Consider the following 14478-nt stretch of genomic DNA (forward strand, 5'->3'; position numbering starts at 1 on the left):
TCATCCCTCCTTATCGTTAGACGTCCGCACTTACTTGCTCAGTGCTCTGTATACAGATTTGGGAGCGGGCCTTTTCAGTGCGTTTTCCCAAGCACTGATGAGGTTATCGCGTGTTACCGCGCTGGCACCGACGGTGACAAAAGGCGGTGTATATTCACCCAGTTTTGCCAACGTTCCCATTCGCGCTAATGTCTCCCCCAACTCGTAAGGAAGATCAGTCACAATGCCTGATACGTTTCGGTTCTTGGCCATGTCGAGTGCATTTGCTGCCCCGAGATCCATGGTGATGACTTTGATATCTTTTCTGCCAGCAGCGCGAGTTGCTGCAACAACACCTTCAGCGATGCTGTCCCATGGGGCGTAAATTGCTTTGAGGTTGGGGTTTTGCGTGATCATGGCAGACGCGATGACTTCGCCGTCGTGAGCATTTGCAATGCCTCGTTTGGCAACAACATTAATGTCGGGGTAGAAACGTTTGAGGTTCGAAAGTGTGGCTTGATCTCTTTGGTTGGTGACGTAGTAATCGGCCTCATGATGGATGAAGCCGACATTACCAGACCCGTCGACGGCTTCGGCGATGAGATCAGCGGCAATTCGCCCCATTTGGAAAAGGTCATCAGTGACGATACCAGCGTAATCTTTCCCATGCTCGAAGCCACTCGGTAAATTACTGATTAAAACCAGTTTGGTACCTTGTTCAATGGCAGGGCGGAATGCCGCTGCACCTGATACAGGGTCAACAACCAAAGAAATGATAATGTCAGGCTTTCTGACAAGTGCTGTTTCAACATCCGTTTTTTGTTTGTTGGCATTAAATTCAGCATCGGTGACTGCTACAATTTCGATGTTCAGTTTGGAGAAGGTATCTTTTGCCCCTGCAATCAATGCATTAGACCAATCAGAGGTGCTATGCATCAAAATGGCAGCTTTTAGGTTCTTTTCTCTCGCTTCAGCTTGCTGTTTTGCTGTCAAAGAGATATTTGTGTAAGGAACGGCTTTCTCGCCGTTTGGGCCTTCGGTCTCTGCGATTGCATGAGACGATGAGCCAAAAATCAGTATGAGTACACTACTTGCCAGCCAGGCTGTTCTTGAGAAGAATCTATTATTTGTCATCAGCTTATTCATCTTTGTAGGTAATACATGAGTACTAATATAGGTATTATGTGAGTATTTAATGTGCTAAAGATCTCGCAAAAAGCTTTTAACAAAGTGATAACACTCGCAATGAGTTACGTAATTTTATGAATTAGTTAATACCTAATTGGTCTTGGTTCTCGAAAGTTTTGAGGAAATAAGTAGGCAAACACCCATTACTTATATAGGTATAAACTAGGTGTTATGATGTTGTGCTAGGTAGGAAGTTTTCGCTTGCAGAAGAAGAGAGGGTAGAAACGTTCATGGACAATGGCGCTAAAAAAAATAATAGCCAACTGATCAGCATGTACCATGCGCTTTTAACACACAGGGATATCTACTTTGTCGCTTTCGACGATTTGGGCAATGTTATTGATACAAATTACCCTGTCGTGTCGTTGAATTTATCGAACTTGAATGATCTCATTTTCCTAGTGGGTGCTGACAACTTGTCGGCTATTCGCGATTATATCTCTGAGTCAGGCTCCATGCTCCAGTTCAGTGTGGCGAATTTACACTTTGAAATGGCACGCTTTCAAAGCAGTGAGGATGACATCGTTTTCTGTTTACAAATCGAAGCAAAAGACGCTCTTGCTGATGCTGGTAAGCTCTCTGCCATTGAGCGTGACTATCAGTTGATCACGGAGTTGTCTGCCTCCATCAGCGTACTTAACGATTCTGGTGGCGCACAGATGAGTGATGATTTGAAAAGAGATATCGAAGAAACACATTTGCCAGAGGTAAAAGCCAAATTAGGCCAGCTTGAAGATCCCAGTCTTAAACTCTGCCTTGAAATTATTCAGACCAACATGGAAACTTTGTTAACGGAGCCCGATGTGAACAACCAACTTCTCTCGGTGCTGACGCCCTCTGAGTTTCAGGTCGCTGAGTTCATTCGCAGTGGTATGTCGAGCCAAGAAATTGCTAATACACTGAATGTGGCTAAGAAAACGGTTGAAAATCATCGGAATAGTTTAAGAAATAAGCTTGGAATTACTAACCGCGGTGTGAATCTGAGAAACTACCTTCAGACACTTGAAACAAAGTAAGCCAATAAAAATAGTCTGCTGATCAATGCGTTGTTGTTTAGGAAAATCTCGACGCACTTTGAAACATTTTTACTGTAATGAAGTTGTTGACGCCGCTTGCCGATAAATAGATAGTCGCCCTCCTTTTTTCTTCGGATTCACGGAACGTGCAAGATCTTTTAGATATTACCCCTTTCAGCTGGCATGGTGTGCTGCTGTGCGCAGCGTGTGGCTGGTTGCTTGGTTTGGAAAGACAACTGCGGGGCAAACCTGTCGGTATTCGAACGGCCATACTGGTGGTGCTTGGTACCTATATGTTTATGCGTCTGGCGATTTCGCTTTCTGACAGCTCGCTCGATCACTCACGTGTGCTTGGCCAAATCGTTACCGGTGTTGGGTTTCTCGGTGCCGGTGTGATGATGGCTAGAGATGGACAGGTTCAAGGGGTTACTTCTGCGGCGGTTGTCTGGCTGATGGCGGGCTTAGGCTTAATCATTGCGTTTGACTATGGTCGACAAGCCTTATTTTAAGCGCATTTGTGGTATTTGTGCTGGTGGGCATAGATAAAGTAGAACTGACTTTTTCCTCTTTGAGAAAAGGCGTGCACAGACGCTGGGAAAGAAAACGACGCAAACGCGACCATAATGACGTAATCTGCGAAGTGCCAGAGAGTTAATGCTGACGAATCACAGAAGATCAGTAACCTGATGGAATAGCATTGAATCGCCAACATGAGATGACGTAAGTCTTAACCAAGGAAGAATGTATGGCTGTTTTCAAAAATACGTATTTAATTATGCGTCACGGACAAAGTGAGGCGAATGTGGCTGATCTTATCGTCAGCGACCCCAAAACGGGGTGTTCGCAATTTGGACTATCACCATTGGGAGAGAGCCAAGCAAGAGAATCGGCGCTCACCCTCGGCGGTGAAACCTTAGATATGATCTTATGTTCAGATTTTAAACGCGCAAGAGAAACGGCTGAAATCGTCGCTGATATCTTTTCGCTGCCAGATCCTGTTGATGAGATTCGACTTCGCGAACGCTATTTTGGTGAATTAGAAGGGCAACCGTCATCAGCATATGAGAGTGTGTGGTTGCAAGATAGACTTGATTCTAGCCACACCGATAATCATGTCGAAAGCGCCCAAAATGTGTGTTCTCGGGCGGTAAGTTTGCTTAACGAGCTTGAAAAGAAATATCACGATAAAGTCATTCTTCTTGTCGCTCATGGAGACACTCTCCAGATTCTACAAACCGCTTTTCACGATATTGATCCGGGCCAACACCGCAGCTTACCGCATCATGAGACAGGCGAGATAAAGCGGCTTGCGAGTAACGGAGATAGGGTACCCGCTAAAGACATTTAGCGAGTAGCCTGTTGTTGGGGAAAGCGTTACCTACTGTGCGTTATTCAATTTGTAGTGATTGAGAGCAATGGGTTAACGATTGCTCAACGGAAATACGAGTCAGCTTGAAGTCAGTTTCTATATCACTGGGGGCTTCGAAAAACTGGCTAAAGCGCACTACCTCCTCATAAGAGATGATATGCACCCGGTTTTTGTCTCCCTTTTCATTGCGGGTTGTCAGTCGTTGCTTGATCAATGGCAATGGCGTATCGAAATATATGACGTGTGGTAGGAAGCCATGTTTCTGAGCACGCAGTGCCCACGTTTTCCGTTGCTCCTCGCTCCAAAAACTCCAATCAAGAATAATATCCTGCCCGGCTGCTAACGCGACAAGAGCCTCTTGCCAAATATGTTCTTTTTCTTGACGCGTTAACTCGCCGTAACGTTCATCATCAATTGTTAATTCGTGATTACGAATCATCCTTTCATCTAGGCAGAAGTGGCATGCTTTACCTTCTTTCGTCATCTGACGAGAAAAGGTACTCTTCCCAGATGTTGGTAGACCGCAAAGCATAAAAACAGTAGGGCGTTTATCTCTCATACGTGGTGATTTCAAAAGGGTTGCCGTACGGGTCTGAAAAGTAGATTGACCAAGATAAGCGATGGTCTACCTCCCGATAAGTTACAGCATGTACCTTGAGGTGTCTTTTCCACGCGATATAGTTTTGCGCATCAACGGCGAATGCTGTCGTGGATGAGGTTCGCTGTCGCCGTCAAAAAGTGCGATATGTACACCGCCGTTGCCCATTGTAAGGGGGCCACCTTCTTCAAACCAAGGCATCAAGGATTCAATTCGCTCAAAACCGAGTACATCTGTGTACCATTTTTCAGCTTCAAGCCTGTCTGGGGCATAGATGTGGATATGGTCAATCTTTGCTAATACGGGCATAAGATTCCTCGCGACTGTCTTTGTTTTTTGTTATGCCTATATTATCTGACATCTCAGTGGGCAATGTGGTTCAGGGTTGGCATAAAGTGATATCAAGCAACTATTTTCTATGATTTATTGTGTCTGGATAGCTAATACACCCATGTATCTCCACTGTAACAGTGGGGTCTGATGCGGAAGCCATTTACTCAACAGAAAACCAGTTGCGAAGCTCTTTTAATGCACGCTGAAATACAGGGTGCCAGTCTTTGCTGGGAGGGCTTTGCATGGGATGCCAGAAGAATTGAAAATGATGACCGCCACCGTCTTGTGTGAAATGCGCCCACCTCTCTGCTGCCACCTCAATATTGCAGTCAAAGAAGTACCAGACTTGGTTATCATGCTCTGAATGCCAACATTGTAAGAAGGTTGGCTGACTTTGTAACTCCAGTCCTGACTCCTCAAATAACTCTCTTTTCGCGGCGTCTGCCAACTCTTCTTCTTTTTCAAGGGTACCTTTAACAAGCTGAATGCCAGCAAGGGGATGACGAAAGACCAGAATTTCTCGCCCTTCATCGGTTGTTCTAGTTACTACTGGGCATACTTTTATTTTGCGTTGTTCGAGTAGTGTTTGGTCAATCCGCATTTTGTTGATTACCATTTTGTTTTGTCATACCAACAGACAGACATGGTTCTTTCTGTTTCTTCGTAGCCAAGAGATTTATAAATGTTCGCTGCGATATATTCTTCATCCGCTTCGAGCACCAGAGACTCGAGATTCAGTGTGGTTTTCGCTTGTGTTGACACTGAGTACACCAAGGTTTTACAGATACCTTGGCGGCGAAAATCTGGGTGAGTGACTACATTTTGAAAGCGACCAATTTCTCCGTCATAGTACAAGCCTAAATGACCAACAAGTTGATCATTCAAGAATGCGCCATACCAATCTCCAAGACCTTGTGCGGTCATTTCTCTATATGTTTGGTAATGCGTGGTTGCGAATGTCCTGTACTTCTCAGGCTCGAAATTTTTGTTTTGTAATAAGTCTAATTCGAGAACCGCAGACCAATCGTCATCTGAGATGATTTTACGAATAGTCAGTGAGTGATTGAGTTGTTCAGGCTCTCTGAATTGCTTTGCAGTAAGGTATACCGAGTGAGAAATGTCATATCCTTTGCCAGAGAAATAACTCACATCGATATCTTCCTGATTGTCGGGACATCGCCAGCTCAATAGCAGGTGCTCTGAATCAGGGAGCTCATTGCGGAAGGTTTGTTCCCAATGCGTAAATTTATCTGCCTCTGGCGGTGAATCTAAGATCAGGTAATGCCCACCAAAATACGTCGGGTTAGACGGTGTCTTCACAAGGGTATAACCGTCTTTGTGAGTGACGATGCCCGAGAAACGATGAAAAATGGATTCTGATTGTTGGGCGATAGAATGGCTATGAGGCATTAAATTTCTTCCTGGTGTTAGATCGTCGATGACGTTTTGCTCTTGGTATGCTATGCACAAGCAGGATGATTTAGATTTCAAATTTGTCTGGGAGAGTGAAGCGCAGCAAACAAGCTCTTGATCGCTGGCTGTTAATGAAGTTCAAAGTGCATACATTAAGCAAAAAGCGTAACCCATGTTTGTACGTATACCCTATCAGAGGTATTAACCGACCACAGAAGTATTATTGAGTTGTCGACCGAAAATATGAATAGGGTTGGTATGTCCGCGAGTCAAAAATTACCACTTTTATACTCACTGTGGATGTAAAGCAAGGTAAGCCTGTCTGACGAAAAAACGCCTGATAGGAATTATCAGGCGTTTCGTTAGGTTCGTTGTGACTTTGGCTACTACGTTTATTTCTTCTCAAGGTTAACTAGGGGGTCGCAAACGAATTGCTTCAATACAATTTCTCGCATTGGCAAGAAAAATTCAGTCAGCGCCTGAGAGAGTGAGCCATTTCGTGTGATGTGAACAAAGCCTGCATCTTGTGGCCAAAGAATATCATCACCGCCACCACGGACACCGTCTTTGCCAAAGGAAACGACTTTTCCTGATGAGAACTTATGGCAGCCTCCACAGGTTTGCGTTCCTGCACGGTCAAGTACTAAGTCTGCGTCAAAGCCTGTTTGCTTAACAATTCTGTTTTTAAAATCTTGACTGGCCTTTGACGTTGGGTTGTCAGAATTATTTGCTGACGATTGTACATCGTTAAATTTATTTTGGTTGTTCAATGAAATGGAATTAATGAGTTCAAATTCGTCATCAATATTACTGGCTTCCGGAGCGAAAAGGTTTGGAGTGAATGTATCGATAAAGCGAGCTCTGAACCTATTACCTTTACGTCGTAGCGTTAAAGGTTCATCGGCAGTAAGTTCTTTGTCGTAAAGTTCAGCTAAAGGGCTGTCCTTTACGCTGACTGGATTAAATACCGCTTTATTCTCGCTGTCTACTTTTACTTTAAACTCTCGCAGCTGCCATGGATTATCAACAAAAGTATTTGTCCTTACTTGGCCCGTGAAATTAGCGAAATTGGCAGCGGTAATAACAGGCGTTAATTTTTCATCATTATGCACTATGCCGTTAAAGTAAAAATCTTCAAGTTTTTCGATTTGCTCATCATTTGACAGCGAGGGTAGGCTTGCCCAGAAGTTTGCAACATTGGTACATCCAGCTAAACCAATCTCAGGTGATGGGTTAGGGTAAACAGCTTCAAAAATGATGTTAAAAGGGGAGCCAAACCTCCTAGCATATACAATTCGGTATTCACCGCAGTGCGCGCCATCTTTATCAGCGAGATCAAACCGGTTAAAAAGACCAACTGGCTTAAGTTGTTGAGCAAGTAATGGCGCGAAGAGGTCTTTTTCAATTCGCACATCTTTATCGAGAAATACCTTGCCTTTTTTTTGTGTACTTTCCCCGAACGAATCAATCATCGTTGCCAATAATTCGCTTGTTGTTGTATCAGGCGCTGATGTTGAGGTAATGATGGTAGATAAAGTCCTTGTCAGTTCAAACGGCTCTTCTAGTAGTGCAAGGTCGTTAACTACTAGTGCAGAACTTGTCGGCGTAATATCTTTTGTAATAGGGCAGTTTTCAGTCGATTTTAACAGTCGGAGATTCCCATTACTTGAGAAGTGAGCGATTAGGTCGTTACTTGAACGACTATTACTTGCTTGTGACGGCATTGTGAATACGAGTGTGAGTAATAACGGAACACACGAAAATAATAAGCGTGTATGACTCATTTTCCTTTGATCTAAGTTTCCCAGTAATTTAAACATTTTCATTTTACCCTTTAACGTTTTTATTTATATCACGGAAACGAAAATAGAATCGCCATGCAGAGGCTGATATAAGTCGCATATAAAAATCCTGAAGGAAAAAAAGTAATTACAGTATTGCTTTTACTTCTTGGATTTTTTCATAATAGATGCGATTAATTGTACATACATATTGAAACTAACATTTCCGTGCTCCGATTATGAGTGTCGCGAAAAAAGTATTTGTTCCATCACTAATATAACAATATATATATTCCATTTATCTGTTAAATTAACTTTTAATTTCATTTAACACATAGATTGGCCAACGAAAGAAATAACTTTGGACTAGCTTGAATTAAAATAGAGTAGAAGTATTACTCTAATATTTGGCAAAAGAAGTCTTGCATCAACACAATAAGATTAATTCGACTCAGCTTCACAATTTAGACAGCCAGAAGAGAGAACTGAGAGTACATTGCTACATTCATAGCGAACTGGCTGGCAAGGCTAGTGACAGGACATAGTCTTTGGCGTGACTTGTTAGGGATGCGGTAACTATGGCAAAGAGTGCCAAACCCATTGACTGTTGACATTTTGACAGATCAGAGAGGCAACCATGCGTGGCGCGATGACGGGAAACCGCTCAAGCTTAACAAGAAGAAAGCACCAATCTCAGCGACTTCATAAACAAAAATGGTGGCTGATTACCACAGACACTCAAGACAGCTCCTCCTCCGACATAAACAAGAATCTCCCCCTAACACCTCAAGTTCTTCATCAAGACAAACAGAATCGTCGTTTACAAACAACAATGAAAACATGGAGGAAATATGACCTCTCATCCTCCAGAGATAACGATTGATGTAGACAGCGAAACGGGTGTTTGGTCTACAGATGGCCAACCCATGCTTTTCATGCCTCGGCATTTTTTCATGAATCACCATTTGGCCGTTGAGAATGCGTTGGGCCATGAAGCGTATTCTGATCTTCTGTACAAATCAGGGTATCAATCAGCCTTTCTATGGTGTGAACAGGAATCAGCGACGCACAATATTTCTGGTGCTGCAGTCTTTGATCATTATATGAGGAGGTTGTCTCAACGTGGCTGGGGGCAGCTATTTATAGAAAGCCTTGATGTCAGACAGGGAAAGGCTAGGGTACGCCTCGAGAATTCAGCCTTCGCCTATCACATGGGTGAAGCCGGCTACAAAGTTGACTATATGTTCAAAGGTTGGCTGGCTGGAGCAATGGATCAGGTGACGAATGGTGTCGGGTTCCCGCTGAAGACAGTGGCTACGCAGTTGCAAAGTGAGGCTGAGCCAGGGTGCCAATTCGGCTTATTTGAGGTGAAACCTTTGGCTACAACAGTGGGTTGATAACAATGCTGTCTGGCAAGTATCGATAGCAACAGTTAAAGTGATGCGCAACTCTGGTAAACGTAATATGGAAAGATGAAACGCATCGTACTTTATACTGCGAAGCAGTGCGTGCATTGTCAGGCAGCAAAACAGTTTCTTGATAAAAAAGGTCTCCGTTACCGTCTCTGTGATGTAGGAACACCGCGAGGTCGAAAAGAACATGCGGCGCTGGGGGCAAGGGGTGTTCCGGTGATCAAGATAGGCGATACCTTGTTACATGGCTTTTCGCCAAAAAAAGTAGAGAGTGCTTTGAAGTGAAGAAGCCAGCTATCAAAGTAGTTGGCTAGGAAGCTGCAAACGATATAGCGGAAACTCAAGCCCGAGTAATAAGCAGTCATCACGTCAATCCCCAATCAAGCGAACATAGCTTGTTAACGAACCAGTCAAACGCTTTACCCTCTTTATCTTTGTGCCAGGCGATAAATAAATCTTGGTCTTGCCGCGGGTTCTCACAGCGCTTTTCGACCAGCTCACCACTGGCTATATAGGGTTGGCTATGTGTTTAGGGAAGTAGCCCACTCCCAAACCTTGTATTTGCGCTGCCAATTTAGACTCGACAGAGTTCACACGTATGACTCTTCTGCTGTTAAACAGGCCACTGTCTCTTACTGGCAGAACCTGAGAGGTATCTGAGGCGACAATTGCTGTGTATTTACTGAGTGTTTTGCTATCAATCGGGCCTTCATGGTCTGCAAGTGGGTGATTGAGTGAAACAACAAACGCAAATGAAAGACGGCCAATCTTGTGGGTTTGAAACATTCCTTTCGGTAGTTCTCCTGTTACACCAATTGCAATGTCAGATCGACCGCTATGCAAGGAGTCCCAGCCGCCACCGAGTACTTCCACACCAAGACTGATATCAACATTAGTATCCAGCTCATTGAAATCATGGAGAACATCAAAAAGGATTTGAGCATCAATGATGGTATCTCTGGCAATTCTTATTTCACTCTCCCAGCCACTTTCTAATTGCTTTACTGAATCCACCAACCGATTCGTCGCCAGAAGAATCTCTCTACCTTGCTCCAAAACAAGTTTCCCTGTCGGCGTGAGCGTTGCTCGCTGACGGGTGCGATCAAACAAAACCACACCCATATCATCTTCTAGTTTTTTGATGGTGTATGTCAGTGCTGAGGGCACTTTATACAGAGACTCTGCCGCAGCAGCGAAACTTCCTTTTTTATCGATTGCGTCCAGCGCCCGCAGTGCGTCGATAGTGATGGCATTGTTCACGTCATTTCCTGTATTCAAAAAAATTGAAATAACACTTCAAAAGGTTTCGATATTTTTCTCAAAATAACATACCTAAACTCATTTTCAACGCTTAACACTCTTAAATATCAAGTATTGAGAATGATAGAAGAGCATTGAAATTATTTGAGGGAAAGTTCATGAAGGGTTTGGTAAGAACACTTTTACACACAGAAGTAGGCTACGGCACACTCGCATTACGTGTCCCTGTAGGAATCATTTTTATGGCATATGGTGGCCAAAAACTGTTCGGCTGGTTTGGTGGCTTTGGCCTTGAAGCTACCGGGCAGTGGATGAGCTCTATCGGCCTCACCCCCGGTTTGCTGATGGCGTTTCTGGCAGGGAGCGCAGAATTCTTTGGTGGGTTATTTATTTTATTGGGTCTGTTGACTCGACCTGCATCACTTGTCCTCGCGTTCACCATGATGGTTGCGATCTTCGCTGTGCATTTCGAACACGGTTTATTCGTTGCCAATAACGGTTATGCATTTGGGCTGTCTTTGCTGGCTGCCAGCATATCTTTGACTTTTTCTGGTGCGGGTAAAGCGTCATTAGACGAAATTGCTGCAAGAAAATGGGTTTAAATATTTTAAAAGGCGATAACACTATGATCACGGTTAGAGATTCTCAGAAACGTGGCGTTGCAAACTTTGGCTGGCTAAATAGCAAGCACACTTTCTCTTTTGGTAGTTATTACGATCCACAACATATGGGCTTTTCCGTACTTCGTGTCATTAATGATGACATCGTTGATGCTGGTGCAGGCTTTGACACCCATGGCCATAGAAATATGGAAATTATTAGCTATGTGCTCGAAGGCGAAATAGAGCATAAAGACAGCGAAGGGAATTTACATATTTTACCTGCTGGTGAATTTCAACTTATGTCTGCGGGCACTGGTATATATCACAGCGAATATAATGCATCAAAAACACAGCCATTAAGGTTTTTACAGATTTGGATCGAACCAAGCAGCCTAAATAATAAGCCGAGTTATGCACAAAAAGATTTTGGTAAACAGCAAGGTCTAACCACTATCGCTACACCGACAGGTGAAAATGACACTTTGCTTATCAAACAGGATGCCAAACTCCATCAATTAATCCTTGAGCCAAATACCGAGTTAGATATGGAAATAGTAAAGGGCCGCCATATCTACCTGCATCAAATTAGTGGCACTCTCACTTTTGATGATATTGAACTCAATGCTGGTGATGGCGCGAAAATCGAAAGTGTTAATACGATGTACTTAGCCAATAGAGGAAAAACAACAGTGACGGCCTTGGTGTTTGATTTGCCGTAAAGGTTAATTCCTTAGCATTATTTCAAAATAACAGAATTAATTTTCGGTCATCATCTCTTCATTCAATATAGGAAAATATCATGTCTACATTACTTGTACTTAAGTCAAGTATTCTTGGTGAACACTCTCAGTCTAATCAGCTAATTAATGCTGCAGTTTCAAATGTTGGTGATGTTATTGTTCGAGACCTTGCCGCTTCACCGTTACCTGTTCTTGATGCTGATGCTATGAAAGCAATTAATAGCCATGACGAGCTGACGGGAGATCTTAAACATATTAAAGATCTTTCAGATGCTCTTGTCGATGAGCTAAAGCAAGCTGAAACCCTGCTAATTGGCGCACCCATGTACAACTTTATGGTGCCTACGCAATTGAAAAACTGGTTTGATCTTCTTGCTCGTGCAGGTGTGACCTTCGCCTATACAGATAAAGGCCCGAAGGGGCTACTTGAAGATAAAAAAGTGATTATTGTTACTACTCGTGGTGGTATTCATAAAGGCGCTGAAAGCGATCACGTAACGGGTTATCTGACAACCATGCTGGGCTTCTTGGGTATTACAAGCGTTAAGTTTGTGTATGCAGAGGCATTAAATCTCGGTGAGGACCCTGCCGCAACCAGTCGTGAGCTAGCTCAGACTGAACTGTTGGCTGCACTTTAAACCACCCATTGCAAAACGTTAGAGCGGGCTGTGCCCGCTTTATTTTGTTGAGTTCAGCTTCACTTCACTGGTTTAACACCAGTATGTTCAGCCAGTACATTGATAGCAGCCGCCAGTTCGGTTTGAATACGATCAGTCCATAAAGCCCACATATGGCGCCACAGGCACGATGCCATGAGGGTTTCTCAGCGGGCTTTTCGAGTGATAACCTCGGCGATAAACGTCCAAATCTATGGTGTCTTTTACGCCCGGTTGTCGCACCAGTGTTTTCAAATATGCGGAGATGTTTGGGTAATCCCTCAGTGCTTTAAGGTTGCATTTGAAAGCGGTGAAGTAACCGACATCAAACCGCACCAGCGTTGGCAGCAATCGCCAATCTGCTTCGGTGATGGCATCACCCAGTAAGAACGCTTGTTTGCCAAGACGCGCTTCAATCTCTTCCAGCGAGGCGAATAATGCGGTGACAGCTTCGTCATAGGTTTCCTGTGTTCGGGCGAATCCTGATTTGTAAACGCCATTGTTAACTGTGTTGAAAATCCAGTCGTTGGTATCATCGATTTCTTTTGCCAACGCTTCGGGGTAGAAATCCTGTGCGTCACCAGTAATGCCATTAAATGCACTGTTGAACATGCGGATAATCTCAGACGACTCATTACTCGCAATGGTTTCGGCCTTTTTATCCCAAAGTACGGGTACTGTGACTCTGCCAGTAAAATCGGGATTGGACTTTACATAGAGTTGATGCATGGCGTTCAACCCGAACAAATTGTCGGTAAAATGTGCTTCAGTGTTATCGAATACCCAGCCTTGGTCGGTGCGAAGCGGCGCGACCAGCGACAGACCAACCACGTCTTCCAGCTTTTTTACTTTGCGGTAAATCAGTGTGCGGTGGGCCCTCGGGCAGTTCAGCGCGGCAAATAAATGGTATCTTCCTGCCTCCGCTTTGAAGCCATCCTCTCCGCTTACTCCAGCTTCTCCCGTTGCCGTTATCCAGCTGCGAAACTTAGCTATACCGCGAACGAAACGTCCGTTTGCCTCGGTGTATTGCTTTTCTTCCCACTCACGCAACTGGTCATCGGTGAGCCAACGGCCTTCAATTAACTTACCCATTTAGAACCTCCTTATTGCGCAGTAACGACATTTTCATGTCTATGTGGCGTCTGGACCGATTGGTACAATGAGCTGTGAATTGAACGTCTCTGCCCGTCGACCTGATAAAGCTCCCTGAGGTAGCCAAACGGGTTTGTGTACTCGCTGAACCGTCGCCAACTGCACTTGAAATGCCCTTCATCAATACGCCCAATGTTCTCCCTCCACGCCCTGCGATCCTCGATGGGTAAACATTAGGTGTTATTGAATGAAGGAAAAACAGCGGAAAAGTAAAATGATTGTTCTTCAAAAGAGAACAGTAGATGCGTCAGGTGACATCAAACGTAATCAATGAGGCCAGTCTGTGATTGTTAAGCACCTGGAAATGTCGCCCACTTGGGTGGTAAATGAGGAAGGGTGAAATCAACGATTGGTCGACGGTGTTTGCTGTAATGATCCCCATGAGATTAGACATAGTTGTGGTTGATTAGGTAAAAAACATATATGATTTTCCGTATGTTTAACTATCGGCTCAAGGTAAACGATGTCTCCGGTCTCTTTTTTCAAATGTCTAGCTGATGAAACCCGCCTGTTATGTTTACTGCTAATCAAAAGTCAGGATGAGTTGTGCGTTTGTGAATTGATTGAAGGGCTGACCCTGAGTCAACCTAAGATTTCTCGCCACCTTGCCCAGTTACGGCAATGCGGTTTGCTGTTGGATCGACGACAGGGACAGTGGGTGTTTTACCGAATTAATCCTGAGTTGCCTGATTGGTGTCTGTCAGTGCTGGACAAGACTTTCACAGATAACCGTGAACTTATCGACGCTCCCATGGCGCGGTTGGACGCAATGTGCAGTCGGCCTGAGTCAAAGCCGTGTTGTTAAAATATTTTTTTGCCTACCTGAAATTGTAGAGGAATAGAAGTTTATGGGCTTATTTGAGCGGTATCTGTCCGTCTGGGTTGGATCACACCAGATTGCACTCATCTGCGGGAAGTTAGGCGCTGCGGGCCTGAACGTGGATAGGCAAGGTAACGGATAGTAATGCCGAGGTCGTTA

16 protein-coding genes and 2 pseudogenes are annotated in these 14478 nt (G+C 44.2%); 9 read left to right on the forward strand and 9 right to left on the reverse strand.

Annotated elements, in window-relative coordinates:
• Positions 1-30 precede the first annotated feature (30 nt).
• On the reverse strand, positions 31-1113 hold the full coding sequence (locus tag CS022_RS22695) for a substrate-binding domain-containing protein (RefSeq protein ID WP_129124172.1): 1083 nt from the start codon (positions 1111-1113) through the stop codon (positions 31-33).
• A gap of 326 nt (positions 1114-1439) precedes the next feature.
• Between CS022_RS22695 and CS022_RS22700 the strand changes: the two genes are divergently transcribed.
• From CS022_RS22700 to CS022_RS22710, 3 genes and pseudogenes are all read left to right on the forward strand, one after another.
• Positions 1440-2183 (forward strand): helix-turn-helix transcriptional regulator, encoded by a 744-nt coding sequence (locus CS022_RS22700; RefSeq protein ID WP_129124185.1) that lies wholly within the window; start codon positions 1440-1442, stop codon positions 2181-2183.
• 146 nt (positions 2184-2329) lie between these two features.
• Positions 2330-2838: pseudogene (locus CS022_RS22705) on the forward strand (MgtC/SapB family protein).
• Between the two features lie 90 nt (positions 2839-2928).
• On the forward strand, positions 2929-3531 hold the full coding sequence (locus CS022_RS22710) for a histidine phosphatase family protein (RefSeq protein ID WP_129124173.1): 603 nt from the start codon (positions 2929-2931) through the stop codon (positions 3529-3531).
• A gap of 40 nt (positions 3532-3571) precedes the next feature.
• Here the strand turns inward: CS022_RS22710 and CS022_RS22715 are convergent, their stop codons facing one another.
• The 5 genes from CS022_RS22715 to CS022_RS22735 form a co-directional block, all read right to left on the reverse strand.
• A complete protein-coding gene (locus CS022_RS22715) occupies positions 3572-4126 on the reverse strand; it encodes an AAA family ATPase (RefSeq protein ID WP_129124174.1) in 555 nt (184 codons plus the stop codon).
• Between the two features lie 66 nt (positions 4127-4192).
• The gene (locus CS022_RS22720) at positions 4193-4459 is read right to left on the reverse strand and encodes a VOC family protein (protein WP_129124175.1); all 267 of its coding nucleotides are present in this window, start codon (positions 4457-4459) and stop codon (positions 4193-4195) included.
• A gap of 184 nt (positions 4460-4643) precedes the next feature.
• A complete protein-coding gene (locus CS022_RS22725) occupies positions 4644-5099 on the reverse strand; it encodes an NUDIX hydrolase (RefSeq protein WP_235869863.1) in 456 nt (151 codons plus the stop codon).
• Positions 5093-5893 carry a GNAT family N-acetyltransferase gene (locus CS022_RS22730; protein ID WP_129124176.1) on the reverse strand — a complete coding sequence of 267 codons (801 nt, stop codon included), beginning with the start codon at positions 5891-5893 and terminating at the stop codon, positions 5093-5095. Before CS022_RS22730 ends, CS022_RS22725 begins: the two co-directional genes overlap by 7 nt.
• A 395-nt stretch (positions 5894-6288) precedes the next feature.
• Positions 6289-7722, reverse strand: coding sequence for a hypothetical protein (locus tag CS022_RS22735; protein WP_161569724.1), 1434 nt, complete (start codon positions 7720-7722; stop codon positions 6289-6291).
• Positions 7723-8528: 806 nt separating this feature from the next.
• On the opposite strand from CS022_RS22735, the gene CS022_RS22740 reads away from it, so the two are divergent.
• The gene (locus CS022_RS22740; protein ID WP_129124178.1) at positions 8529-9074 is read left to right on the forward strand and encodes a DUF5943 domain-containing protein; all 546 of its coding nucleotides are present in this window, start codon (positions 8529-8531) and stop codon (positions 9072-9074) included.
• A gap of 75 nt (positions 9075-9149) precedes the next feature.
• The gene (locus CS022_RS22745) at positions 9150-9374 is read left to right on the forward strand and encodes a glutaredoxin family protein (protein ID WP_129124179.1); all 225 of its coding nucleotides are present in this window, start codon (positions 9150-9152) and stop codon (positions 9372-9374) included.
• A 222-nt stretch (positions 9375-9596) separates the two neighbouring features.
• Here CS022_RS22745 and CS022_RS22750 read toward each other — a convergent pair whose 3' ends face one another.
• Complete coding sequence (locus tag CS022_RS22750; RefSeq protein WP_235869864.1) at positions 9597-10349, reverse strand: LysR family transcriptional regulator; 753 nt, start codon at positions 10347-10349, stop codon at positions 9597-9599.
• Between the two features lie 158 nt (positions 10350-10507).
• Between CS022_RS22750 and CS022_RS22755 the strand changes: the two genes are divergently transcribed.
• The 3 genes from CS022_RS22755 (at position 10508) to CS022_RS22765 (ending at position 12329) form a co-directional block, all read left to right on the forward strand.
• The gene (locus CS022_RS22755) at positions 10508-10951 is read left to right on the forward strand and encodes a DoxX family protein (protein WP_129124180.1); all 444 of its coding nucleotides are present in this window, start codon (positions 10508-10510) and stop codon (positions 10949-10951) included.
• Positions 10952-10974: 23 nt separating this feature from the next.
• Entirely contained in the window at positions 10975-11670 is a 696-nt protein-coding gene (locus CS022_RS22760) for a pirin family protein (RefSeq protein ID WP_129124187.1), read from the forward strand.
• Positions 11671-11750: 80 nt separating this feature from the next.
• Entirely contained in the window at positions 11751-12329 is a 579-nt protein-coding gene (locus tag CS022_RS22765; protein ID WP_129124181.1) for an NAD(P)H-dependent oxidoreductase, read from the forward strand.
• 132 nt (positions 12330-12461) lie between these two features.
• Here the strand turns inward: CS022_RS22765 and CS022_RS22770 are convergent, their stop codons facing one another.
• Entirely contained in the window at positions 12462-13439 is a 978-nt protein-coding gene (locus CS022_RS22770) for a glutathione S-transferase family protein (protein ID WP_129124182.1), read from the reverse strand.
• A 523-nt stretch (positions 13440-13962) separates the two neighbouring features.
• Between CS022_RS22770 and CS022_RS22775 the strand changes: the two genes are divergently transcribed.
• Positions 13963-14304 carry a metalloregulator ArsR/SmtB family transcription factor gene (locus CS022_RS22775; protein WP_129124183.1) on the forward strand — a complete coding sequence of 114 codons (342 nt, stop codon included), beginning with the start codon at positions 13963-13965 and terminating at the stop codon, positions 14302-14304.
• Positions 14305-14388: 84 nt separating this feature from the next.
• Here CS022_RS22775 and CS022_RS25625 read toward each other — a convergent pair.
• Positions 14389-14478 (reverse strand): annotated as a pseudogene (locus CS022_RS25625) (thiol:disulfide interchange protein); the annotation flags it as partial.

This window comes from Veronia nyctiphanis (assembly GCF_004116385.1).
In the GTDB taxonomy this organism is placed as follows: Bacteria; Pseudomonadota; Gammaproteobacteria; order Enterobacterales; family Vibrionaceae; genus Veronia; species Veronia nyctiphanis.

What these genes read in the sequence shown, in the direction of transcription:
- CS022_RS22695 (WP_129124172.1), bottom strand. Translation starts at nt 1,113, where the DNA reads ATGACAAATAATAGATTCTTCTCAAGAACAGCCTGGCTGGCAAGTAGT.
- CS022_RS22700 (WP_129124185.1), top strand. Translation starts at nt 1,440, where the DNA reads ATGTACCATGCGCTTTTAACACACAGGGATATCTACTTTGTCGCTTTC.
- CS022_RS22710 (WP_129124173.1), top strand. Translation starts at nt 2,929, where the DNA reads ATGGCTGTTTTCAAAAATACGTATTTAATTATGCGTCACGGACAAAGT.
- CS022_RS22720 (WP_129124175.1), bottom strand. Translation starts at nt 4,459, where the DNA reads ATGCCCGTATTAGCAAAGATTGACCATATCCACATCTATGCCCCAGAC.
- CS022_RS22725 (WP_235869863.1), bottom strand. Translation starts at nt 5,099, where the DNA reads ATGGTAATCAACAAAATGCGGATTGACCAAACACTACTCGAACAACGC.
- CS022_RS22730 (WP_129124176.1), bottom strand. Translation starts at nt 5,893, where the DNA reads ATGCCTCATAGCCATTCTATCGCCCAACAATCAGAATCCATTTTTCAT.
- CS022_RS22735 (WP_161569724.1), bottom strand. Translation starts at nt 7,722, where the DNA reads ATGAAAATGTTTAAATTACTGGGAAACTTAGATCAAAGGAAAATGAGT.
- CS022_RS22740 (WP_129124178.1), top strand. Translation starts at nt 8,529, where the DNA reads ATGACCTCTCATCCTCCAGAGATAACGATTGATGTAGACAGCGAAACG.
- CS022_RS22745 (WP_129124179.1), top strand. Translation starts at nt 9,150, where the DNA reads ATGAAACGCATCGTACTTTATACTGCGAAGCAGTGCGTGCATTGTCAG.
- CS022_RS22755 (WP_129124180.1), top strand. Translation starts at nt 10,508, where the DNA reads ATGAAGGGTTTGGTAAGAACACTTTTACACACAGAAGTAGGCTACGGC.
- CS022_RS22760 (WP_129124187.1), top strand. Translation starts at nt 10,975, where the DNA reads ATGATCACGGTTAGAGATTCTCAGAAACGTGGCGTTGCAAACTTTGGC.
- CS022_RS22765 (WP_129124181.1), top strand. Translation starts at nt 11,751, where the DNA reads ATGTCTACATTACTTGTACTTAAGTCAAGTATTCTTGGTGAACACTCT.
- CS022_RS22770 (WP_129124182.1), bottom strand. Translation starts at nt 13,439, where the DNA reads ATGGGTAAGTTAATTGAAGGCCGTTGGCTCACCGATGACCAGTTGCGT.
- CS022_RS22775 (WP_129124183.1), top strand. Translation starts at nt 13,963, where the DNA reads ATGTCTCCGGTCTCTTTTTTCAAATGTCTAGCTGATGAAACCCGCCTG.